The sequence below is a fragment of the Streptomyces sp. 840.1 genome, assembly GCF_003751445.1.
In the GTDB taxonomy this organism is placed as follows: Bacteria; Actinomycetota; Actinomycetes; order Streptomycetales; family Streptomycetaceae; genus Streptomyces.
The window spans coordinates 3,191,439-3,214,384 of the sequence record NZ_RJUU01000001.1 but is presented as its reverse complement, the minus strand read 5'-3'; the positions used below and the strand labels follow the sequence as shown (position 1 = coordinate 3,214,384).

Genomic DNA, 22,946 nt, shown 5'->3' with positions numbered 1-22,946 from the left:
TCCCGGACGGCTGTGCCGGGGTCAGCCCCTGGCCGGCGCCACCTCGGGCGCGGCGACCGCGTCGGCCTTCTCGCCGGCGGCCGGGCCGCGAACGGCCGGGATGAACGCCGAGATCACCGCGGCGACGACGGCGACACCGCAGCCGAACATCAGGCCGGTACGGAACCCGGCCTCGGAGGTGAAGCTGAAGCCGCCCGCCTCCGTCGTCATCTGCGAGAGGACCGCGCCGATGACCGCGGCGCCGATCGAGGTGCCGAGCGCGCGCATGAGGGTGTTGAACCCGTTGGCGGCGGCGGTCTCGGACGCCGGGACAGCGCTCATGATCAGCGCGGGCATCGCGCCGTAGGCGAGGCCGACACCGCTGCTGCTGACCATCAGGAAGAGCATCAGACCCCAGGCGGAGCCCATCAGGAGGATGCCCAGGCCGTAGGCCGCGGCGATGACCACAACTCCGGAGATCAGGGTGAACTTGGGGCCGCGCGCGTCGGTGAGCTTCCCGCCGAACGGGGACACGATCATCATCATGACGCCGCCGGGCGCCATCCACAGGCCCGCCGCGAGCATCGACTGGCCGAGCCCGTAGCCGGTGGCCTCGGGGAACTGCAGCAGCTGAGGCGCGATCAGCATGCCCGCGTACATGCCGAAACCGACGAAGAGCGAGGCGAGGTTGGTGATGAGCACCCGGGGGCGGGCGGTGGTGCGCAGGTCGACCAGCGGGTCCTTGGTCCGCAGTTCCCAGAAGCCCCAGCCGATGAGAACGACGACGGCGGCGACGAAGAGACCGACCGTCGTCGTGGAGGTCCAGCCCCACTCGGCGCCCTTGGAGACGGCGAGGAGCAGGCAGACCAGGCCGACCGCCAGGCCGAGGGCGCCGGGCACGTCGAAGCGCTGGCCCTTGGCACCGGCCGGGACGTCCGGGATCAGGAACCAGATCAGTGCGGAGATGGCGAGGGCCAGCACCGCGGAGCCCCAGAACAGCACCCGCCAGCTCGCGTACTGGGCGACCGCCGAGGCGATCGGCAGGCCGAGGGCGCCGCCGATGCCGAGCGAGGCGCTCACCAGGGCGATGGAGGAGCTCAGCTTCTCCTTCGGCACCACGTCACGCAGCAGGGCGATGCCGAGCGGCACCATGCCCATGCCCACCCCCTGCAGACCGCGCCCGATGATCATCGGTACGACGGAGGACGCGAGGGCACACACCACGGAGCCGACGAACAGCGGCACCGCGCACACCAGCAGCATCCGGCGCTTGCCCAGCAGGTCGCCCAGCCGTCCGGAGACCGGCACGCACACCGCCGAGACCAGCAGGGTGACGGTGATCACCCAAGTGGCGTTGGAGGAGGACGTGTTGAGGAGCTGCGGCAGCTCCGCGATGAGCGGCGTGACCAGGGTCTGCATGACCGCCGCCACGGTGCCGGCGAACGCGAGCGTCGCGACCACACCGCCCGTTCTGGCTGTCGGCTGGGGGGCATCCATGAGGAGGAACTCCTAGGGGGTCGTCGTCCGGTCCGCCGGGCTGTTCGCCGGACAGTTCACTGGACTGTGCGCAGGACGGCCCGCCGGACAGTTCGCCGGACAGTCCGCCTGATAACGATGTGCATCGTACATGCCTAATGTGTCATACACACTACGTGTTAGATGCATGCCGCATGAGAACATGAGCCGGCGCCCACCGTTCGTGCGTACGACATCCGAGCGCACGCCGCTTGAGCGCGAGCTGTATCCGGCCCGCGAACCGACCCCGGCACAGGAGAACAGGAGGCCGCAGCGACATGGCCAGGCCCACGGACGAAGTGGAGTACGAGCAGATGCTGCTCGCGCGGCACGACCTCGCCCACCACCGGGGCGGACGGCACAAATACGCCCTCATGGAGCGCAGCGCCTACATCCTGCTGAGCCGCATCCGGATCCAGGGCCCCATGTCCAACGGCGAACTGAGCGAGGCCTTCGGCCTCGACACATCGACCCTCAACCGCCAGACCGCGGCGGCCACCCGCGCCGGACTGGCCGAACGCATCGCCGACCCCGACGGCGGCATGGCCCGCAAATTCCGGATCACCGACAAGGGCGCCGCCCTCCTGGACCAGGAGCGCGAACGGGTCGTACGCGCCCTGGACCAGATCATGGACGACTGGCCGGACGAGGACATCGCGGCCTTCGCCGGCTACCTCAAACGCTTCAACAGCGGTATCGAGAACCTCTCCAAACAGCCCTGGCCGCGCCCCTGAACGGGCCCGGCCCGAGCAAAGCCCCTCAGTCCCCCGCCGGGGTCACCCGCCCGGTGAGCGCCGCCAGCGAATTACGTACGTGCGCCATGTGCGCCTGCACCTCCTCGCGGCCCTCCTCGTGCTCGCGCAGCACCCGCTCCGTCTCCCGCGCCACCCGCTCCGCGCGGACCCGGGCGGCCGCGACCAGCTCGGCGCCCCGGGCCTCGGCGTCCTCCTGACCGTGCCTCGCGGCCTCCTCCTCCTCGGCCAGCGCCCGCCGCGCCTCGGAAAGCACGGCGTCCGCCCGCCCGGTCAGCTCCGTGTGCCGCGCCGACTGCTCCGCCTCGGCGTCCGCGAGCTCCTGCCCGGCCGCCTTCCACCGCTCCGCGTGCTCCTGCTCCTGATGCGCCAGCACACTGGCCGTCCGGCTGCGGGTCGCCTCCATCGCGGCATCCGCCTCCTCGCGCACCCCCGCCGCCTCCAGCCGGGCCGCCGCGAGCGCCTCACCGGCCGCACCCTCCGCCTGCGTGATCACCCGCTCCGCGTACTCCACCGCGGCCGCCCGCATCGCCTCCGCGTCCGCACGGGCCGACTCGCGCAGGGCCCGCGCCGCCGCGTCCGCCGCGTCCCACGAGGAGTGCGATTCCTCCAGCGCGGCCCCCCGCACCGTCTCCGCCTCGCCCTCGGCGAGCGCCAGGATCTGCTGCGCCCGCTCGCCCAGCGACGCGTAGTCCTGCGGCGCCAGCGCGGCGACGGCCTCGTCCAGCCGGGCGGACTCCGCGATGAGCGCCTCCGCCAGCGCCGTCAGCCGCGCCACCTGCTCCTGGGCCCCGTCCCGCTCGGCGGACAGCTCCGCCACCATGCGGTCCACCTGCTCCGGACGGTAGCCACGTCCGCGCACGCCGACGAAACCGTGCGCGGACACCGGTGCAGAACTCATCCTTGACGCCTCTTTCCGACTCTCCGGGCCCGACCATCGAGCAATAGGTCAAGGATGCGGCAATTGGCTGAGAAGTCGGAATCCTTTCGACGCTTTCCGGACGGAAGCGATGGGCATCACAGACGACGAAGGCGTGGTGTCCCGCTCCCAGCAGGGATCCTGCCGGGAGCGGGGCACCACGCCCCATGACGCACTACGGATGTTCGACGATCAGATCAAGCCGTCCCACATCTGCTCCAGCAGCACCGACCACCAGCTCTCCGGCGACGCGAGCGCCGCCGGGTCCAGTGCGACGAGCTGCGCCTGGAAGTCGACCGTCCACCGGCCGGCCTGCTCCGGATTGAGCCCGTACCGCAGCCGCCACATCCGGCCCAGCAGGGCCAGCGACCGGGTGAACTCCGGCAGCCCGGTGTTCACGAACTGCGGCGCGACCGACTGACCGCCGGGCCCCGCCTCCACCGGCACGGCCACGATGTTCGCCGTCCCGTACTGCACACAGATCGCCCGGCCGAAGTCCGAACCCATCACGAGGTACGAGCCCGCGTCGGACGCGGGCTGCACCTGACGCTGCGCGGCCAGCTCGGCCAGCGTCGGCACCACGGGCTGACCCGGCTGCGCCCAGAAGAACGGCCCGAAGTCGGCGGGCAGCCCCGCCCAGACCAGGGTCCGTGCCACGACCTCGGGCACCCCCTGCCGGGACACCGCACGCTGATCGAAGCGCAGCACCCCCTGCGGGCCGAAGGTCTGCAGCAGCTCCTCCGCCACGGCCTCCGGCGGCACCGGCATCGCCGGCGGCAGCTGCGGCAACGGCGCCCGGACCGGCGCCGGCCGCGCCGGACCGTCCGCGACCTGGTGCAGCTCGCCCTGATGGGTGAGCAGATGCTGCATGCCCTGCTGCCGGCTCGCGTGATCGGTGCCGTACGGGGCGACGCTCGTGATCCGCACCTGCGGCCAGGTCTCCCGGATCATCCGGGCACAGTAACCACCGGGCAGCTCACAGGACTCCAGCTCCGTGTGCAGCTCGATGACCTGCTGCGGCGGTACGTTCATCGCCCGCAGCTCGTGCAGCATCTGCCACTCCGGGTGCGGGGTGCCCGGTGCCGACCGGCGGATCAGCTGCTGCTCGCTGCCGTCCGGACCCCGGTAGCGAAGCACGGCCTGGTAGCCGGGGCCCACGGTCGGCTGCCCGGCCGGCGCCTGCGGATACCCGTACGCCGCCGGCGGCGGGGTGTGACCGGGCGGCGGGAGCTGGCCGGGGACGCCCCCCATCGAACCGCCGGGCGGACCGGGCGGACCCGGCGGCCGCGGAGCGGACGGGCCCATCTGCGCCGGACCCGCCAGCATCGTCGCCGCGTGGTGCACACCGGCACCGGGCGGCGGCGTCGCACCAGGAGGACCGGGCGGACCGGGCGCACCGGGCGGACCGGGCGGCTGCGGAGCACCGGGCGGGCCCATCTGCGCCGGGCCCGCGAGCATCGTCGCCGCGTGATGCGCACCGGCACCGGGCGGCGGCGTCGCACCAGGAGGACCGGGCGGGCCGGGGGGCTGCGGCGCGCCGGGAACGCCGGGCGGACCCGGCGGCTGCGGGACCGGCGGACCCACCTGTCCCGGGGACGCGAACATCGTGGCCGCCTGATGCACGTCACCGCCGGGCGGCGGCGTCGCCCCGGGCGGAGCGGGCGGGCCGGGAGGGCCGGGAGGCTGCGGAGCACCGGGCGGGCCCTGCTGCGGCGCGAGCTGCGTCGGCATGTACCCGCCCGCCGGGGCGCCGGGCGCACCCGGTCCCGAGGGCGGCGGAAACTGCGCACCCGGAACACCGGGGGCACCGGGCGGCGGCGGGGTCGTCGAACCCCCACCGCGCGCACCGCGCGGCGAGACGGCCGCCTTGCTGGTCGCCTCCTGCGAGATGTCCGCCGCACCGGGCACGCCGGGCACACCCGGAGTACGGGGAGCGCCCGGAGCGCCAGGCCCCTGGGGCGCGGAGCTCTGCGGGTCGAGACCGGGCACGATCGCCGTCCGGGGCAGCCGGCTGCCCCCGGACATCAGCGCGGTCGGCGCCTCGGCCGACACCACCCTGGGCGGCTCCTCCTCGTCGTCCGCACCCGAGAGCGGCGGCGCGAACACCGTGGCGGGCAGCGCCACCTCCCCCTCGTCGGACCCGGCGTTGGTATCGGTCCCGGCCCATGGGGTGGCCCCCACCGGCGGCTGCGGCGAGGACGCCGGAACCCCCGAATACGCGGTGGGCTCGTACGCGCCCCGCCCGTCCGACGGAGAAGAAGGGGAGGGAGCGGCAGAAGGAGAAGGAGCGGGCGTCGGAGCAGAAGGGGAAGGAGGCGCGGGGGCGGCCGCCTGCGGCTCCACCCGGTCCCCGGCACCTTCCGCACGCCGGTCGGGAATGCCGAGCTTGTCCGCCGCGTCCTGGAGCCACTCCGGCGGGCTCAACAGGAACGACGTCTGATTCAGATCGATGCGCTGCGGCGGCTCCGGGGCGGCCTGCGCCACGTCCGTGGCGCCGTACTCCTCCTCGTACCGCCGGATCACCTCGCCGACCGGCAGGCCGGGCCACAGCGTCGCCTCACCGCTGTCCCGGGCGATCACCAGCCGCTGCCGGCCGCCGTCCGACACGGGACCGTTCGCCCGGTCCTCGGCCCACACCACGAAACCCAGCTCGAACTCACGCACCCGCACCTCACGGTGCTGATAGCCCGGAACGTCGCCGTTGACCCACTCGTCCGCGCGCTCCTGCGCCTGCGCAAAGGTCACCATCGCGCTCACCCCTCCACCGGGACAGCGCGCGCGAAGCCGCCGTCCACCATCAGGTTCGCCACCGTCTCCAGCTCCGGCGGATTGCCCGCGAGACGCTGCAGAAAGGCATCGAAGTCCGCACCGCACGGCAGCAGCAGCCGGTCCACCCGCTCCTGGACGCTCCAGCCGTCCTGGTCCCGCGCGTCGTCGTACGCGCAGAACCAGACCGAACCGATGCCCTGGCCGCGGACCTTCACCGCGAGGATGCCGCCCTGGACGAAACCGACGCCCAGGTAGTCCTTGGTCAGATGGTCCCGCAGGCACTTGTTCACGTAGACCAGGTCGTTCACGGCGGCCTCGTCCCGCACCGTGAAGAACGGCTGGTCGACCAGCAGCCCCAACTCCGCGTCGAGCGCCGCACCCACCGGGGCCGAGCCACCGGCAGCCTTCAGGAACGAACGGTAGGCGCCCGGCAGCCGGTAGCCGAGATCCTCCTCGACGCCCTGAATCTGCTGCTCGCTCACCGCCACGGCCCCCTTCGGGAGCCGGAAGTGCGCGGGCCTGGTCTCCTGCAGCGGCCGCGTACCCCTCTTGTTCTGGTCCACCGCGGTCGTCGCCAGCCCGCCGTGATGCCGCAGCAGCGCCTTCACCTCGACCGGGACCAGCTCCATCCGCCGGCCGCCCGGCACGTGGTGCCAGGTCCAGCCGTGCGGGGTGGCCACCGCCGGAATCGTGTCCCACAGCTCATGGCCGGTGGCCGCCAGCGCCGCGTTCGCCGACACGTAGTCCGTGAGCCGCAGTTCGTCGACGCCGAAACCCTGCGGGGGTTCGGCGATCTCCGCGGCGGCGCGCGCGTACGGCCCGAACTCCGGACAGCCGTTCCCGTCCATGCGCACACCTCTGGGGTGGCGGGACGCCCGGACAGGATCCGGGAAGTGCACGAGCTGCCCGGCGTAGGCCCCGTTCGGTGGCGCGGCTTGCTGCCCGAGCCGACCTGTCGTCATGGCGGTTGCCCCCTGCTGCGTCTGGCTGATGAGGACCGACCTGCCCATGGGGGCGGTCCAGCCACAGCCTATGCGGTGCCGCAAGGCCGGGTCCCGCCCCACCGGCACCCGGCCACTTCCGTCACGAACCGTCACAACGCGGTGCCGGATGAGCGACGGTCACGCCACCATCGGGCGACACGCACACACCTTTTCCCGACCCAGCTTTCACACGACCCGACACATTTGGCAGGCTGTCACCCGCATACACGGGGGGCGTGCACATTCGGCAGCGGCCGCTGCGGGCACGGGAGGGACAACGCACCATGCACACCGCACACTCTGCACACACCGTCACATCCGGGGACCCACGACTCAGCTGGAGCAGCACCGAAACCAGCCAGGCACCTCGCCTCACCCACCGCCGCGACGGCATCCTGCCCGCCGTGGCCGCAGCCCTGTCCGTCCGCGGTGAGACCCTCACCTGCACCGCGGGCAAGGGCGACCAGCCCCCCGTACTGCACCACCTCGTCCAGGACTTCCTCGACACCCTCACCAGCGGGCAGCGGGAACGCTTCACCGGCCGCTGCCCCGAAGCGATACTGCTCTCCCGGCACCTCACCGCCGCCGAGACCGGCCGCTCCAAGCGCGCCCAGCGCAAGCCCCTCACCAACGGCGAGGCCCGTCGCGCGCTCAAGCACGCCCGCATCACCGCACGCCGCATCCGCGAGGACGGCGACCCCATGCACGGCAGCTACGCACCGCCCTGCCGATCCTGCTCGGTGATGCTCGCCCACTTCGGCGTACGACCCGTCGACCTCACCACGACCGGAACGGCGACCGCCGCCGAGAAGGGCTGACCGCGCCCCCATGGCCGACCGACACGACCTCCCCGAACAGACGGGCCCGGCGAACCACGACCGCCAGACGTCCACCCGCTTCCCCGTCGCCGTCGACGCCGCCCTGCGCACCGCCGGCTGGCAGCCCGGCCGCTGGGACATCCGGCAGGCCGAGGAGTGGGCCGACGCGCTGCGCTCCCACGCCTCACCGGCCGGCCACCTGCACGCCGTCTTCCCGGCGGCCGTGGAGGCCTGGGCCGAGTTCGGCGGGCTGCACCTCGCCCCCACCGCGCCCGGCCGCCAGATCACGCCGGCGACCGTACGCATCGACCCCCTGCGCGGGCTGCACCTGGCCAGGACGCTGGCGGATCTGGGGCGCGCCCTGGAGACCGAGGTGGCCCCGCTCGGTGAGGAGGGGGACGGGCAGGCGGTGCTCGCGATCGACACCGAGGGACGGGTCTACAGCATCGACCACACCGGCGACTGGTACCTCGGACCGGACATCGACCAGGCCCTGTCCACGCTGGTCACGGGCGCCCAGCCGGAACGCCTCACCTCGGCCTGACCCGGGCACGGGCCCGTTCCGGCGGGCCCGTCCTCGGACTCCTCAGACCCCGGGCGGGCCGGAGTCCGCCGCCGGCGCCCCGGCGCGCGGCAGCACCGCCGACACCCGGAAGCCGCCCGCGTCCGTCGGCCCGGAGACGAAGACCCCGCCCAGACCGAGCACCCGCTCGCGCATGCCCACCAGCCCGTTGCCGCCGCTGGGCAGCCCGGCGTCCGCCGTGGCCGAGTCCGAGGGGCCGTTCTCCACCTGCATGGCGACCTCCGCGCCCCGGTGCGCCAGCCGCACCCACGTCTTCGCCCCGGCCGCGTGCTTGTGCACGTTGGTGAGGGCCTCCTGCACGACCCGGTACGCCGTCTGCTCGACCTCGGGCGGGTACGGACGCGTCTCGCCCTCCACCGAGAGCTCGACCGTCATCCCCGCCGCCCGCGACTCCCCCACCAGCGTCTCCACCTCGTGCAGCCGGGGCCCGTCCTCCGTGGCGACCACGGCGACCCGGCCGACCGAGGCCAGCGGCACCTTCGTCACCCGCGCCACCATCGGCTCCCCGGTGCGCAGCACCCCGAGCATCTCGCGCAGCTCGGTCAGCGCCTGGCGCCCCATGTCACCGACCAGCGCCGCGTTGCGCACCGCCTTCGCCGGGTCCTTGGGCGCGACGGCCTGGAGCGCCGCGGCGTGGACCACCATCAGGCTCACCCGGTGGGCGACCACGTCGTGCATCTCGCGGGCGATCCGGGTCCGTTCCTCCGTACGCGCCCACTCGGCCCGCTCCTCGGCCCGGTCCGCGAGCAGCGACAGCTCCCGCTCCAGCGAGTCCGCCCGCTCCCGCAGGCTCTCCATCAGCCGGCGCCTGGCCCCTATGTAGAGGCCGAACAGCACGGGCGGCGCGGTGAGCCCCACCGCCATGAAGAGGGAGAGCATCGGGACGTACCAGTCGCCCGGCCCGAAGTCGGCGCTGGCCGAGACGCCCTGCCGCAGCCGTACGTAGGTGACGATGAACGTGCCCACCAGCGACATGCTCATGAGCACCACGGTGATCCGCCGCGGCACGTCGGACGCGGCCAGCGTGTACAGGCCGACCAGGCCCATCAGGAAGCCCATCTCGGCCGGTGTCGTCGCGACGGACACCAGCACCACGGCGATCGGCCACCGCCGGCGCACCAGCAGCACGGCCCCCGCGAAGAACCCGAAAACCACCCCCAGGGCCACCGGCAGCCCGGTGTCCCCCGCGAATTCCACCCCTTCCAACGCACATTCCAGCGCCGAGAACAGCGCCAGTCCCACATCCAGTGCGACACTCCGTCGCCGTTCCCACCACCAGTAGCCGCGGGTGGTCGGTCCCGCCGCTTCCCGGTCTGCCCCCGTTGCGGTCATGGCATCCAGCGTACGGGCGGGCGCACCTCATTTTCGGGTGACCTGAACAGCACGTCGCGCAGAGGTCCGCCCGCGGTGACGCCCGTGTCACCCGCCGCGCCGCCCGCGTGAGCGGGTGCGGGTGCGGGTGAAACAGCCGTCGCGTGGAAGGGGCTTGGTACGGCATAGTGTTGGGTGCCGATCCGGCGACCCGGCCCACCGTCCGGTTCAGTCGGGATTGATCCCCCATGGTGTAATTGGCAGCACAGTAGCTTTTGGTGCTATTTGTCCGGGTTCGAGTCCTGGTGGGGGAGCTCACGTCACGGGCCCCGACCCAACCGGTCGGGGCCCGCACTCATGCCCGCTCCAACGCCCCCCGGTATCCTGCGGATGTCCACCACCCGAAGCCGAAGGGCATATCCGTGAGCTCCGAACGCCCGGCAGCCGTCGTCGTCCTCGCAGCGGGTGAGGGCACCCGCATGAAGTCGAAGACCCCCAAGGTTCTGCACGAGATCTCCGGGCGCTCGCTCGTCGGACATGTCGTCGCCGCCTCCCGTGAGCTGGAGCCCCAGCACCTCGTCGTGGTCGTCGGCCACGCGAGCGAGCAGGTCACCGCTCACCTCACCGCAGCGGACGCCCAGGTGCGCACCGCTTTCCAGGCCGAGCAGAAGGGCACCGGGAACGCGGTGCGCGTCGGGCTCGACGAGCTGGGCGGCAGCGTCGCGGGCACCGTCATCGTGGTCTGCGGGGACACCCCGCTGCTGTCCGGCGGGACGCTGGCCGCGCTCGCCGCCACCCACAGCGCCGACGGCAACGCCGTCACCGTGCTGAGCGCCGAGGTCCCCGACTCGACCGGCTACGGCCGGATCGTGCGCGACGCGGCGACGGGCTCGGTCACCGAGATCGTCGAGCACAAGGACGCCACCGAGGCACAGCGGTCGATCCGGGAGATCAACTCCGGGGTGTTCGCGTTCGACGGGCAGCTGCTGACGGACGCGCTCGGCAAGGTCCGCACCGACAACAGCCAGGGCGAGGAGTACCTCACCGACGTGCTGTCGATCCTGCGCGAGGCGGGGCACCGCGTGGGCGCCTCGGTCGCCGCCGACCACCGGGAGATCCTCGGGATCAACAACCGGGTGCAGCTGGCGGAGGCCCGCCGGCTGCTGAACCAGCGGCTGCTGGAGCGCGCGATGACGGCCGGGGTCACCGTGGTCGACCCGGCGTCGACGCTGATCGACGTGACCGTGACGTACGAGCGGGACGCGATCGTGCACCCGGGTACGCAGTTGCTGGGCGCGACGCATCTCGGCGAGGACGCCGAGGTCGGCCCGAACTCACGGCTGACGGACACGGTCGTGCACGCGGGCGCGCGGGTGGACAACACCGTGGCGGACGGGGCGCAGGTGGGCGCGGGTGCGCTGGTGGGCCCGTACGCCTATCTGCGGCCGGGTACGAAGCTGGGCGCGAAGGCCAAGGCCGGTACGTACGTGGAGATGAAGAACGCCACGATCGGCGAGGGGACGAAGGTCCCGCACCTGTCGTACGTCGGTGACGCGACGATCGGCGACCACACCAACATCGGTGCCGCGAGCGTGTTCGTGAACTACGACGGTGTGGCCAAGCACCACACGACGATCGGCTCTCACTGCCGTACCGGATCGGACAATATGTTTGTGGCTCCCGTCACGGTCGGGGACGGTGTCTACACCGCGGCCGGGTCGGTCATCACGAAGGACGTGCCGTCCGGTTCGCTGGCCGTGGCCCGTGGCCAGCAAAGGAATATCGAGGGTTGGGTGGCCCGGAAGCGTCCGGGCAGCGCGGCCGCACAGGCGGCTCAGGCCGCGTCGGAGGAGGCCGGCGGCGAAAGCTGACCGGAATCAGGTGCGTCGCGCACGGCGTACCGTGATAGATGCTCACCCCATTTCGGCTGGCTCGTTGCACATCGGGACATCTGCGTGCAGCGCCAGGAACACGTCTGAGGAGACTGTGCTGTGACCGGGATCAAGACGACCGGCGAGAAGAAACTGATGTTCTTCTCCGGCCGCGCCCACCCCGAGCTGGCCGAGGAGGTTGCGCACCAGTTGGGTGTCGGCCTCGTGCCGACGAAGGCCTTCGATTTCGCCAACGGTGAGATCTACGTCCGCTTCCAGGAGTCCGCTCGCGGCGCCGACTGCTTCCTGATCCAGAGCCACACGGCTCCGATCAACAAGTGGATCATGGAGCAGCTGATCATGCTGGACGCGCTGAAGCGCGCGTCGGCCCGTTCGATCACGGTGATCGTGCCGTTCTACGGCTACGCCCGCCAGGACAAGAAGCACCGCGGCCGCGAGCCGATCTCGGCCCGTCTGATCGCGGACCTGATGAAGACGGCGGGTGCGGACCGCATCCTCACCGTCGACCTGCACACCGACCAGATCCAGGGCTTCTTCGACGGTCCGGTCGACCACCTTTTCGCGCTGCCGATCCTGGCCGACTACGTCGGTGCGAAGGTCGACCGCTCGAAGCTGACGATCGTGTCGCCGGACGCCGGCCGGGTCCGGGTCGCCGACCGCTGGTGCGACCGTCTGGACGCGCCGCTGGCGATCGTGCACAAGCGCCGCGACAAGGACGTGCCGAACCAGGTCAGCGTCCACGAGGTCGTGGGCAACGTCGAGGGCCGGGTCTGCGTCCTGGTCGACGACATGATCGACACGGGTGGCACGATCTGTGCCGCAGCGGACGCCCTGTTCGCGCACGGTGCCGAGGACGTCATAGTGACGGCGACGCACGGTGTTCTCTCGGGCCCGGCCGCCGACCGGCTGAAGAACTCGAAGGTCAGCGAGTTCGTGTTCACGGACACCCTGCCGACCCCGGGTGAACTGGAGCTCGACAAGATCACGGTGCTGTCGATCGCGCCGACCATCGCGCGCGCTGTGCGCGAGGTCTTCGAGGACGGTTCGGTCACGAGCCTCTTCGAGGAGCAGTAGGCGCCTCCCCTCCGGGGAAGACGTCACAGAAGATCCTTTTGGGTGCGGCCTCCGCGCCGGGTAGACTCAGCGAGTTGCTCGGCGAGGGAGGCCGTACTCATAGGTACGGCGGTCCGTTATCGACGCGCTCTTCGTAGCAGGCCTGTCGTGGGCCGGGTGACCATCCGCAGTTTTGTCACCTTACGAGGAGTGCAGTCATGGCCGAGATCAAGCTCAACGCCGAGGTCCGTTCCGAGTTCGGCAAGGGCGCTGCCCGCCGCACCCGTCGCGCCAACCTCGTCCCCGCCGTCATCTACGGCCACGGCGCCGAAGCGGTTCACATCACGCTGCCGGCCCACGAGCTGCAGCTCGCGCTCCGTACCGCCAACGTGCTGATCGGTCTGGAGATCGACGGCAAGGACGCGCTGGTCATCCCGAAGGCCGTACAGCGCAACGCCATCAAGGGCAACATCGAGCACGTCGACCTGCTGACCGTGAAGCGCGGCGAGAAGGTCAACGTCGAGGTCGCGGTGCACGTCGAGGGCGAGCTGGCCCCGGGCGGCAACCTGCTGGAGTACGTCCAGAACACCCTGCTCGTCGAGGCCGAGGCCACCCACATCCCGAACTCCGTGACGGTCTCCATCGCGGGCCTGGACGCCGGTGCCTCCATCCTCGCCAAGGACATCCCGCTGCCCAAGGGCTCCGTGCTGGCCGAGGCCGACCCGGAAGCGGTCGTCCTCGCGGTCGTCGCCGCCCAGGCCGAGGAGCCGTCCTCGGACGCCGCCGAGGCCGAGGGCGCCGAGGCCTGAGTCTCGTCCCACCTGCTTGACTGACGGGGTGGCGGTTTCCGGGAGGGGACCGCTGCCCCGTTTTCGCTTGTCCGTACCCCTGTGTTCCGCCCGTACGCGAGGAGACCCAGCGCGATGTCCGACGCCACCGACCCCTGGCTGATCGTGGGCCTGGGCAATCCCGGTCCCGAGTACGCGGCGAACCGGCACAACGTGGGCTTCATGGTCGCTGACCTGCTCGCGGAGCGGATCGGCGGGAAGTTCAAGCGGGCGTCGAAGGCCCAGGCGCAGGTGCTGGAGGGCCGGATGGGTCCGCCGGGACCGCTGAGTCGCCGGGTGGTGCTGGCGAAGCCGATGTCGTACATGAACCTGTCCGGTGGTCCGGTGACGGCGCTGCGCGACTTCTACAAGGTGCCGCTCGACCACGTCGTGGCGGTCCATGACGAACTGGACATCGACTACGGATCGCTGCGGCTGAAGCTGGGCGGTGGCGACAACGGCCACAACGGGCTGAAGTCGATGACGAAGTCGATGGGTCCCGACTACCACCGGATCCGGTTCGGGATCGGGCGCCCGCCGGGCCGGATGCAGGTCGCCGACTTCGTGCTCAAGGACTTCTCGTCCACGGAGCGCAAGGAGCTGGGTTTCCTGGTGGACCGGGCGGCGGATTCGGTGGAGTGTCTGCTGGCGGAGGGCCTGGAGCGCGCGCAGAGCACGTACAACTCCTGAGCCGTCCGCTGGGCCGGGAGCCGGGTTCCGGTGGCCGCGAATCCCGACATACCTGCTGGTAACCATGCTGTTTTCAGCCACGGCTTGACCGGGCGTGGGGCGCTGGCCAAGGATCGGCCCCCATGAAGCCCAGCTCCTCCCAACGTGCCCTGCACCACGGCCGCACCGCCGCGCTCGGCTGTGTCGTCCTGCTGCTGCTGGTGGCGGGTGTGCTGTCCTCGTGGGACTCGGCGCAGCACATCGTGCTGGCCAAGGGACGCGAGCACGGCACGATGACGGTCACCGGGTGCGGCGACGAGGTCTGCACGGGGCCGTATGCGCCCACCGACGGCGGGTCCGGGCGTTCGCGGGTGTCGGTCGACAAGTCCGTGGCGGCGAAGAAGGGTGACCACTTCCCCGTCGTCGTGAAGCCGGGCACGTTCGAGGTCGTGCGGACGGGTACGCCGGGTTTTCTGCACGCGTGGGTACCGCTGGGCGGCGCGCTGGTGCTCGCGGCGCTGGTGATCGGCGGCGGGATGCGGCTGCCCCGGATCGCGTGGGGTGCCGGGATCGCGGGTGCGGTCCTGCTGGTGGCGACGTTCTTCGCCCTCTGACGGGACCGCACCCGCGGCGGCTGTGATCAGCCGGTGTTGCGCAGTCCGGCGGCAACCCCGTTGACGGTGAGCAGCAGGGCGCGGGCGAGCAGCGGGTCGGGCTCCTCGCCGCGTTCGACGGCCTGGCGCTGGCGGGCCAGCAGGGACACCTGGAGGTAGGAGATCGGGTCCAGGTAGGCGTCACGGATGGCGAAGGTCTGCTGGAGCACCGGGCTGGTGCCGAGCAGTTCCGTGTTGCCGGTGATCTTGAGGACTTCGCTGACGGTCAGCGCGTGTTCGGCCTCGATCTCGGCGAACACGTGCTTGAGCTCGTCGGGGACGAGCGTGTCGACGTAGTGGCGGGCGATGCGCAGGTCGGTCTTGGCCAGGGTCATCTCGACGTTGGAGAGGAAGTTCTGGAAGAAGTGCCACTGTTCGTGCATCTCGTCCAGGACGGTGTCCAGGCCCGCCTCGCGCAGCGCCTTGAGGCCGGAGCCGACGCCGTACCAGCCGGGGACGATCTGGCGGGACTGGGTCCAGCCGAACACCCACGGGATGGCGCGCAGGCCGTCGAGCGAGACGCCCGAGCCGGGGCGGCGCGAGGGACGCGAGCCCAGGTGCAGGTCGGCGAGCTGGTCGACGGGGGTGGAGGCCAGGAAGTACGCGGGCAGGTCCGGGTCCTCGACGAGCTTGCGGTAGGCGTTGTGCGCCGCGTCGGAGACGGTGTCCATGGCCGCGTCCCAGCGGGCCAGGGCCTCGTCGGACTGGCGGGGTGCGGTGTGCAGGGCGGAGGCCTGGAGGGTGGCCGCGACGGTCAGTTCCAGGTTCTCGCGGGCGAGCGCGGGGATGAGGTACTTGTCGGAGATGACCTCGCCCTGCTCGGTCACCTTGATCTCGCCCTCCAGCGTGCCCCAGGGCTGCGCGAGGATCGCGTCGTGCGAGGGGCCGCCGCCCCGGCCGACGGTGCCGCCCCGGCCGTGGAAGAGGCGCAGCCGTACGCCGTAGCGGTGGGCGACGTCGCGCAGCCGGCGCTGGGCGCGGTGGATCTCCCACTGCGAGGTGGTGATGCCGCCGAACTTGGAGGAGTCGGAGTAGCCGAGCATGACCTCCTGGACGTCGCCGCGCAGTGAGACGAGGCGTCGGTAGGAGGGGTCGGCGAGCATCTCGTCGAGGATGACGTCGGCGGCCTTGAGCTCGTCGGTGGTCTCCAGGAGGGGGACGATGCCGATCTTGGCCCAGCCGCTGTGCAGGTCGAGCAGGCCTGCCTCGCGGGCGAGGACGGCGGCGGCGAAGACGTCGTCGGCGCCCTGGCACATCGAGATGATGTAGGACTCGATGACTTCGGGGCCGAAGCGCTCGAAGGCCTGGCTGATGGTGTGGAAGACGCCGAGGGTCTTCTCGCCGGCGGCGTCGAGCGGGGCCGGGGTCGGGGCGAGCGGCCGGCGGGAGCGGAGCTCCTTGGCGAGGAGCTTCTGCCGGTAGTCGCGCGGCATGTCGGCGTAGCGCCAGGACTCCTCGCCCAGGCGGTCGAAGAGCTGTCCGAGCGCGTGGTGGTGGGCGTCGGCGTGCTCGCGTACGTCCATGGTGGCGAGCTGGAGGCCGAAGGCGGACAGCGTGCGGATGGTGCGGTCCATCCGCCCGTCGGCCACGATGCCGCCGCGGTGCTCGCGCAGCGAGGTCTGGATGAGGGCCAGGTCGGCGATGAGCTCGGCGGTGCCGAGGTAGTCGCAGCCGGGGCGGTGCGGGGTGCCGGAGGCGAGGCGCTCGCGGGTGTTGACGAGCTTCTGCCGGATGCAGGTGGCCTTGAGGCGGTAGGGCTCCTCGGCGTTCAGCCGCTTGTAGCGGGGGCTGATCTCGGGGAGGCGTTCCAGGTCGGCCTGGAGGGAGCTGAGGAGCTCGTCGGTGGCTCCGGTGTAGCGGATCGAGTTGGAGAGCAGTCCGCGCAGCTGGTCGACCAGTTCGAGGGCGTCGGTGATGCCGTGCTCGTGCTGGAGGATCAGCACGTCCCAGGTGACGGCGGGCGTCACGTTGGGGTTGCCGTCGCGGTCGCCGCCGATCCAGGTGCCGAAGGTGAGGGGGCGGGTGCCGGCGGGCAGTTCGACGCCGACGCGCTCCAGTTCGGCGGCCAGGTCCTCCAGGACGTCACCCACGGCGTTGGCGTGGAGTTCGTCGAGGTAGTAGATGGCGTTGCGGGCTTCGTCGGCGGGCTCGGGGCGCACGACGCGGAGCTCGTCGGTCTGCCAGATGAGGTCGATGTTCTCGGCGAGCCGGATGTCCTGGCGGCGCCGGTCGGCCTCGATGACCGGGGTCTCCAGCAGTGCGGCGATGCGGCGGAGCTTGTTCAGTACGGAGCGCCGCGCGGCCTCGGTGGGGTGCGCGGTGAAGACGGGCCGTACGTTGAGGTTCTTGACGGTGGCCCGCAGGTGCTCCGGGTCGGCGTCCTTGAGCCGGTCGGCGGTGCGGGCGAGGAGCCCGCCCTCGGCGGCGCGCCGGTCGCGCATCTCGTGGGCGCGGTGGACCTGCTCGGTCACGTTGGCGAGGTGGAAGTAGGTGGAGAAGGCGCGCACGAGCTGCGCGGCGGTCTCCAGGTCCGTGTCGCCGAGGAGTTCGGCTGCGGCTTCGCCGTCGGTGCGGGTCAGGGCGCGGACCCGTTCGACGAGGTCGAGAAGCTCAGGGCCCTCTTGTCGTACGAGGGTCTCGCCCAGCAGGTCGCCGAGGCGGCGGACGTCGGCGCGCAGCTCGGGGCTGGCGGCAGGGGTCTGGTCGGCACTGCTCACAGTGTGCGGCTCCTTGCAGTGGTTGAGCACGGGATCCGGGGCCCGCGGCTGGCAGCGGGTGCCACGCCACCCCCGGGAAAGCAGAGTGCGGACCGCGCTGTCCGACCTCTCCAGGATAGGTGTCCGTGCTTTCGGCGCTGTTCGCGCCCCGAAAGGTGTCCGCCGTGGGCCGCGGGTGCCTCCGGGGTACGCGGTGTGTCCCCTACCCCGTATGGCGCCACACCGTGCCGGGTCGGCCGCTCCCTCTTGTGGCGGGGCTCCGCACTGCCATACTTACGACGCCGTAGGTTACGGATGCGTAGCCAAGGCTTTCCCTAGCGTTCTCACCCCACAGGGGACTCCCCATGAAGACCAGCCCCGATGTGATCGAGGCCGCTCCGGCGGCCGACAGTCCTTCCTCCGCCACGCTCGGCGGGGACAACAAGCGGTCGATCGAGCAGTTCGCGCTCCTGGCGTTCATCGTCGTGCCCTTCCTGGCTCTGGCCGCGGCGGTGCCGCTGGCCTGGGGCCGCGGTGTCAGCTGGCTCGATCTGGGTCTGCTGGTGGCGATGTACTTCATCGGCTGCCACGGCATCACGATCGGCTTCCACCGCTACTTCACCCATGGCTCGTTCAAGGCGAAGCGTCCGCTCCGTATCGCCCTGGCCGTGGCCGGCTCCCTCGCGGTGGAGGGTCCCCTGGTGCGCTGGGTGGCCGATCACCGCAAGCACCACCGCTACTCGGACGCCGAGGGCGATCCGCACTCCCCGTGGCGTTTCGGTGAGACGCTGCCGGCCCTGATGAAGGGCCTGTGGTGGGCGCATATCGCCTGGATGTTCGACGAGGAGCGGACGCCGCAGCAGAAGTACGCGCCCGACCTGATCAGGGACCCCGCCATCCGTGGGATCTCCCGGCACTTCCTGTCCTTCACGATCGTGTCGCTGGCGATCCCGCCGCTGGTCGGCGGGCTGGTCACGATGTCGTGGTGGGGTGCGGCGACGGCGTTCTTCTGGGGCTCCCTGGTCCGGGTCGCGCTGCTGCACCACGTGACGTGGTCGATCAACTCGATCTGCCACGCGGTCGGCAAGCGTCCGTTCAAGTCCCGTGACAAGTCCGGCAACGTCTGGTGGCTGGCGGTCCTCTCCTGCGGCGAGTCCTGGCACAACCTGCACCACGCGGACCCGACGAGCGCCCGCCACGGCGTGATGAAGGGTCAGATCGATTCGAGTGCGCGGCTGATCCGCTGGTTCGAGAAGCTGGGCTGGGCCACAGATGTGCGCTGGCCCGACTCCGCCCGTATCGAGTCCCGGCGCCACCCGGCGGAGGCCGACGCGGCATGATTGACGATGTGGCGACCGACGGAAGCACAGGCAGCGAGAAATCCCGCGCACCCTCCACCCGGCGGGCCCGCCGGGTGCGGATGACGGGCAAGGAACGCCGCGAGCAACTGCTGGACATCGGTCGCACCCTCTTCGCCGACAAGGGTTTCGAGGGCACTTCGGTGGAGGAGATCGCGGCCCGTGCCGGGGTCTCCAAACCGGTGGTCTACGAACACTTCGGCGGCAAGGAGGGGCTGTACGCGGTGGTGGTGGACCGGGAGATGCGCCAGCTCCTGGACATGGTGACCAGTGCGCTGACGGCCGGGCACCCGCGTGAGCTGCTGGAGCAGGCGGCGTTCGCGCTGCTGGACTACATCGAGACCTACACGGACGGGTTCCGGATCCTGGTGCGCGATTCGCCGGTCGCCCAGTCGACCGGCACGTTCGCCTCGCTCATCAGCGACATCGCCACCCAGGTGGAGGACATCCTGGGGCTGGAGTTCAAGGCCCGGGGCTTCGATCCGAAGCTGGCCCCGCTGTACGCGCAGGCGCTGGTCGGCATGGTGGCGCTGACGGGCCAGTGGTGGGTGAACGCCCGCAAGCCGAAGAAGGCCGAGGTGGCGGCGCATCTGGTGAATCTGGCCTGGCACGGGCTGGAGAACCTGGAGTCGAAGCCTCGGCTGATCGGCCACCGCAAGAACTGACGCCGCAGGCCGGCTGTGGTGTCCCGGCCGAAATCTTGATCCATTGCTAAACCACTTCAGACCCCGGGACCACGGTTGTAGAGTCTGTGGCTGTCCCGGGAACACTTCGCCCTGCGTGTGATGCACCTGTGAAGTCGTTTCTCCCGGTTCCACCACGTACCCCTGGGGGGGCTTTGTCTTCTGTGGAACCCGGTCGTGCCGTGCCCGCGCGCTCGAAGCGCGCGCGGCGGATCGCGACCTGCACCGCCATCGTTCTCTCGGCCGGCATGCTGCTGGCCGCTCCCGCCTCGGCCGATGACCTGTCGCCCGCGCCGCACCGCGCCACCGGGCCCCGCGTGCCGGCCGTCGACGTACAGCCCTCGCTGACACTGCCGAAGCACCCGGCCAAGAAGAAGTCACCGGCCTTTGCCGCACCGGGTGCCAAGGCCGCGGCCGTACCCGCCGGGCCGCGTTTCGACGTGGACGGCGACGGCTACAGCGACACCCTCTACCGCGCGATCGACGACAAGTACTACGTCGTTCCGACGAACGGCGGGAACACCCGCGAGTTCGCCCTGAACCCCGCCGACCCGAACGAGAAGTTCAAGGACGTCATCACGCCGGGCGACCTGAACGGCGACGGCAGCCCCGAGCTGCTCACCCTGTCGGCCACCGGCAAGCTCTCGCTCCACCGGGTGCGGAGCGCCGCCGGCGCCGGCTCCACCGTCTGGTCCGGCACCGGCTGGCAGCGGTTCAACAAGATCCTCTCCGCCGGCGACCTGACCGGCGACGGCCGGGGCGACCTGCTCGCCCGCACCCCGTCCGGCGACATCTACCTGTACGCGGGCACCGGGAGCGCCACCGGCACCCCCTTCAAGGCCGGCCTCAAGGTGGGCTACGGCTGGGGCTCCTACGACCAGATCGTCGGCGCGAACGACGTGAACGGTGACGGGACCGGCGACCTCTACGCCCGTACGCCCGCCGGCGCCCTGTACTACTACGCGGGCACCGGAAGCGCCTCGGCGCCGTACAGGGCACGCGTCAAGGTCACCGACGGCTTCGACACGTACAACCAGATCATCGCGACCGACGACGCCACCGGCGACGGGCTCGGCGACCTGATGGCCCGTACGCCGGGCGGCACGCTGTACGCCTACGACGCCACCGGCAAGGGCACCTTCCTCAAGCGGACCCAGATCGGCACCGGCTGGAACACCGTGTCGCTCTTCACCGGCCAGGGCGGCAACCCGGACTTCGGCAAGAACGAGCTGATGGCCCGCACCACGGGCGGCACGCTCTACTGGTACTACGCGAAGAACAACGGCAAGCTCAGCGCCCGCATCAAGGCCAGTGACAGCGGCGGCTGGGCCGGCGCCAGCATCGGCTTCCCTTCGTCGCTCGACAACGACGGCTACGCGGACCTGCTGGAGAACTACAAGGGCACCCTCTACAACGAGGGCTCGCGCCTCAGCAGCGGCTGGAGCTCCTACAACACCCTCATCGGCCCCGGCGACCTGAGCGGCGACGGCAAGGGCGACCTGATCGCCCGCAACACCGCCGGCGACCTGCACCTCTACCAGGGCACCGGCGCGGGCACCGGCTTCATCTCCAAGATCAAGATCGGCTACGGCTACAAGTCGTACACGATCATCGGCGCCGGCGACGTCAGCGGCGACGGCCTGGCCGACATGGTGGCCCGCAAGTCGGACGGCACGCTCTACCTGTACAAGGGCACCGGCTCGGCCGCCAAGCCCTTCAAGGCGCAGGTCAAGATCGGCACCGGCTTCAACACCTACAAGAAGCTGGTCGCGCCGGGCGACCTCAACGGTGACGGCAAGGCCGACCTGATCGGCGTCGACGGCAAGGGCGACGTGTACCTCTACATGGCCACCGGCACCGGGACGATCGCCAAGCGGGTCAAGATCGGCTACGGCTGGGACATCTACAACAACCTGTACTGAGCCTCCCGCCCGGTCCGCACGACGGGCACCGGCCGCACGACAGACACCGAAGCGCCCCGTCCCCGGCCCCCCCGGGGGCGGGGCGCTTCCGCGTCCCCCCGTGCCCGTTCCCGGGCTTTCAGCCGGTCTCCGGGTGGGCGGGCGCAGCGATCACCGGTTCTCCCGGTGGGTGACGGCGAAGATGCGGCGGAACGGGAAGACGGTGCCGTGCGGGCCCGCCGGGTACGCGCTGCGCAGCAGGTCGCGGTACTCGGCGAGGAACGCGCTCTGTGCCTCCTCGTCATCGGCGAGGGCGGTGAGGACGGGGCGCAGGCCGGTGCCCTTCACCCAGTCCAGGACGGCGTCCTCGCCGGGCAGCAGGTGCAGATAGGTGGTCTCCCAGACGTCGGCGGTGCGGCCGGGGCCGGTGAGCCGGTCCAGGTAGCCGGCCGGGCTCAGCACGGCGTCGGCGTGGCGCAGCAGGCCGCCCAGCCGGGAGCGCCAGCGCGGGGAGCCGGCCAGTTCGCGCATCAGGACGTGGCTGGGCTGCTCGAAGTTGCCGGGGACCTGGAGGGCGAGGGTGCCGCCGGGAGCGAGGCCGTCCAGCCAGACCGGGAAGCGGTCGGCGTGCCGGGGCACCCACTGGAGCAGGGCGTTGGAGACGATGAGGTCGTACGGCTCTGCGGGGGTCCAGACCGAGGCGTCGGCCTCGGCGAAGTCCAGCAGGCCGGTGGCGTGGGCTCGGGCCCGCTCCAGCATCTGCGGGGAGTTGTCGTAGCCGGTGATCCGGGCCCCGGGCCAGCGTTCGGCCAGCAGGGCGGTGACGTTGCCGGCTCCGCAGCCGAGGTCGGCGATCCGGTGGGCGGGTGCGCCCGGGAGCGGGGGGACGCGGGCCAGCAGATCGTGGAAGGGGCGGGTGCGGTGGTCCGCGTGGCGCAGATACTGCTGCGGATCCCAGATCGGTGCGGTCATGGGGACCAGGATCATCCCGAAAGTATCTTGATGTCAAGACACTCGCGCTCAAGAGACTCGAATTCAAGAGACTTCATGTCGACAGACCCTCTACACTGATCCACATGGAGGACGAGGTCGACCGGCTGGTCGCTGCATGGCGCCGAGAGCGCCCCGACCTCGACGTGGAACCACTCGAGGTCCTCAGTCGCGTCTCCCGGCTGGCCCGCCACCTCGACCGGGCCCGCAGGATCGCCTTCTCCGAGCACAGCCTGGAGCCGTGGGAGTTCGACGTCCTCACGTCGCTGCGCCGCGCCGGCGATCCTTACCAGCTCTCCCCCGGCCAGCTGCTCACCCAGACCCTGGTCACCTCGGGCACGATGACCAACCGTATCGACCGGCTGACCAAGAAGAACCTCGTCGAGCGGCTCCCCGACCCCAGCGACCGCCGTGGGGTACTGGTCCGGCTCACCGCCGAGGGCCGCGACAAGGCCGACCAGTCACTGGCCGGCCTGCTCGCCCAGGAGCGCGCCATCCTCGGCGAGCTCTCCCGCCACCAGCGCGGCGAACTGGCCGGGCTGCTGCGGCAGTTGACCGCCCCTTTCGACAACATCCCCGGCTGAGAACCACCCAC

Annotated in this window: 19 protein-coding genes and 1 tRNA gene; 13 read left to right on the top strand and 7 right to left on the bottom strand. The window is 71.3% G+C overall.

What is annotated here, in order from left to right:
- Positions 1–21: 21 nt before the first annotated feature.
- Positions 22–1,476, bottom strand: coding sequence for an MFS transporter (locus EDD93_RS14755; protein WP_123525581.1), 1,455 nt, complete (start codon positions 1,474–1,476; stop codon positions 22–24).
- 296 nt (positions 1,477–1,772) lie between these two features.
- Between EDD93_RS14755 and EDD93_RS14750 the strand changes: the two genes are divergently transcribed.
- Positions 1,773–2,228 carry a MarR family winged helix-turn-helix transcriptional regulator gene (locus EDD93_RS14750; protein ID WP_123525580.1) on the top strand — a complete coding sequence of 152 codons (456 nt, stop codon included), beginning with the start codon at positions 1,773–1,775 and terminating at the stop codon, positions 2,226–2,228.
- A 25-nt stretch (positions 2,229–2,253) separates the two neighbouring features.
- Here EDD93_RS14750 and EDD93_RS14745 read toward each other — a convergent pair whose 3' ends face one another.
- From EDD93_RS14745 to EDD93_RS14735, 3 genes are all read right to left on the bottom strand, one after another.
- Positions 2,254–3,147 carry a cellulose-binding protein gene (locus EDD93_RS14745; protein WP_185092319.1) on the bottom strand — a complete coding sequence of 298 codons (894 nt, stop codon included), beginning with the start codon at positions 3,145–3,147 and terminating at the stop codon, positions 2,254–2,256.
- 210 nt (positions 3,148–3,357) lie between these two features.
- Positions 3,358–5,913: an SUKH-4 family immunity protein gene (locus EDD93_RS14740; RefSeq protein WP_123525579.1), complete on the bottom strand. Its 2,556-nt coding sequence runs from the start codon at positions 5,911–5,913 to the stop codon at positions 3,358–3,360.
- Positions 5,914–5,918: 5 nt separating this feature from the next.
- The gene (locus EDD93_RS14735; protein ID WP_123527775.1) at positions 5,919–6,896 is read right to left on the bottom strand and encodes an SMI1/KNR4 family protein; all 978 of its coding nucleotides are present in this window, start codon (positions 6,894–6,896) and stop codon (positions 5,919–5,921) included.
- A gap of 305 nt (positions 6,897–7,201) precedes the next feature.
- Here EDD93_RS14735 and EDD93_RS14730 point away from each other — a divergent pair, with 305 nt between their 5' ends.
- Positions 7,202–7,735, top strand: a complete 534-nt coding sequence (locus EDD93_RS14730) for a YwqJ-related putative deaminase (RefSeq protein ID WP_123525578.1) — start codon at positions 7,202–7,204, stop codon at positions 7,733–7,735.
- Positions 7,736–7,745: 10 nt separating this feature from the next.
- Positions 7,746–8,279: an SUKH-3 domain-containing protein gene (locus EDD93_RS14725; protein WP_123525577.1), complete on the top strand. Its 534-nt coding sequence runs from the start codon at positions 7,746–7,748 to the stop codon at positions 8,277–8,279.
- A 42-nt stretch (positions 8,280–8,321) separates the two neighbouring features.
- Here the strand turns inward: EDD93_RS14725 and EDD93_RS14720 are convergent, their stop codons facing one another.
- Positions 8,322–9,650, bottom strand: a complete 1,329-nt coding sequence (locus EDD93_RS14720; protein WP_123525576.1) for a sensor histidine kinase — start codon at positions 9,648–9,650, stop codon at positions 8,322–8,324.
- 221 nt (positions 9,651–9,871) lie between these two features.
- Here EDD93_RS14720 and EDD93_RS14715 point away from each other — a divergent pair.
- The 6 genes from EDD93_RS14715 to EDD93_RS14690 all read left to right on the top strand — a co-directional run bounded on the left by EDD93_RS14715 (position 9,872) and on the right by EDD93_RS14690 (position 14,684).
- Positions 9,872–9,943: transfer RNA gene (locus tag EDD93_RS14715), tRNA-Gln, on the top strand.
- Between the two features lie 108 nt (positions 9,944–10,051).
- On the top strand, positions 10,052–11,500 hold the full coding sequence (gene glmU, locus EDD93_RS14710; protein WP_123525575.1) for a bifunctional UDP-N-acetylglucosamine diphosphorylase/glucosamine-1-phosphate N-acetyltransferase GlmU: 1,449 nt from the start codon (positions 10,052–10,054) through the stop codon (positions 11,498–11,500).
- A gap of 120 nt (positions 11,501–11,620) precedes the next feature.
- Positions 11,621–12,595, top strand: coding sequence for a ribose-phosphate diphosphokinase (locus tag EDD93_RS14705; RefSeq protein WP_024490433.1), 975 nt, complete (start codon positions 11,621–11,623; stop codon positions 12,593–12,595).
- A gap of 197 nt (positions 12,596–12,792) precedes the next feature.
- A complete protein-coding gene (locus tag EDD93_RS14700; RefSeq protein WP_123525574.1) occupies positions 12,793–13,383 on the top strand; it encodes a 50S ribosomal protein L25/general stress protein Ctc in 591 nt (196 codons plus the stop codon).
- Positions 13,384–13,497: 114 nt separating this feature from the next.
- A complete protein-coding gene (gene pth / locus EDD93_RS14695) occupies positions 13,498–14,091 on the top strand; it encodes an aminoacyl-tRNA hydrolase (protein WP_123525573.1) in 594 nt (197 codons plus the stop codon).
- Between the two features lie 122 nt (positions 14,092–14,213).
- Entirely contained in the window at positions 14,214–14,684 is a 471-nt protein-coding gene (locus EDD93_RS14690; RefSeq protein ID WP_123525572.1) for a hypothetical protein, read from the top strand.
- A gap of 26 nt (positions 14,685–14,710) precedes the next feature.
- Here EDD93_RS14690 and ppc read toward each other — a convergent pair whose 3' ends face one another.
- Complete coding sequence (ppc, locus tag EDD93_RS14685; protein ID WP_123525571.1) at positions 14,711–17,440, bottom strand: phosphoenolpyruvate carboxylase; 2,730 nt, start codon at positions 17,438–17,440, stop codon at positions 14,711–14,713.
- A 344-nt stretch (positions 17,441–17,784) separates the two neighbouring features.
- On the opposite strand from ppc, the gene EDD93_RS14680 reads away from it, so the two are divergent.
- The 3 genes from EDD93_RS14680 (at position 17,785) to EDD93_RS14670 (ending at position 21,382) form a co-directional block, all read left to right on the top strand.
- The gene (locus tag EDD93_RS14680) at positions 17,785–18,759 is read left to right on the top strand and encodes a fatty acid desaturase (RefSeq protein ID WP_123525570.1); all 975 of its coding nucleotides are present in this window, start codon (positions 17,785–17,787) and stop codon (positions 18,757–18,759) included.
- On the top strand, positions 18,756–19,442 hold the full coding sequence (locus tag EDD93_RS14675; protein ID WP_123525569.1) for a TetR/AcrR family transcriptional regulator: 687 nt from the start codon (positions 18,756–18,758) through the stop codon (positions 19,440–19,442). Before EDD93_RS14680 ends, EDD93_RS14675 begins: the two co-directional genes overlap by 4 nt.
- Before the next feature lie 200 nt (positions 19,443–19,642).
- Positions 19,643–21,382 (top strand): FG-GAP-like repeat-containing protein, encoded by a 1,740-nt coding sequence (locus EDD93_RS14670; RefSeq protein ID WP_123525568.1) that lies wholly within the window; start codon positions 19,643–19,645, stop codon positions 21,380–21,382.
- Between the two features lie 150 nt (positions 21,383–21,532).
- Here the strand turns inward: EDD93_RS14670 and EDD93_RS14665 are convergent, their stop codons facing one another.
- A complete protein-coding gene (locus tag EDD93_RS14665) occupies positions 21,533–22,333 on the bottom strand; it encodes a trans-aconitate 2-methyltransferase (protein ID WP_123527774.1) in 801 nt (266 codons plus the stop codon).
- Positions 22,334–22,437: 104 nt separating this feature from the next.
- Between EDD93_RS14665 and EDD93_RS14660 the strand changes: the two genes are divergently transcribed.
- Positions 22,438–22,935, top strand: a complete 498-nt coding sequence (locus EDD93_RS14660) for a MarR family winged helix-turn-helix transcriptional regulator (RefSeq protein ID WP_123459812.1) — start codon at positions 22,438–22,440, stop codon at positions 22,933–22,935.
- Positions 22,936–22,946: the final 11 nt, after the last annotated feature.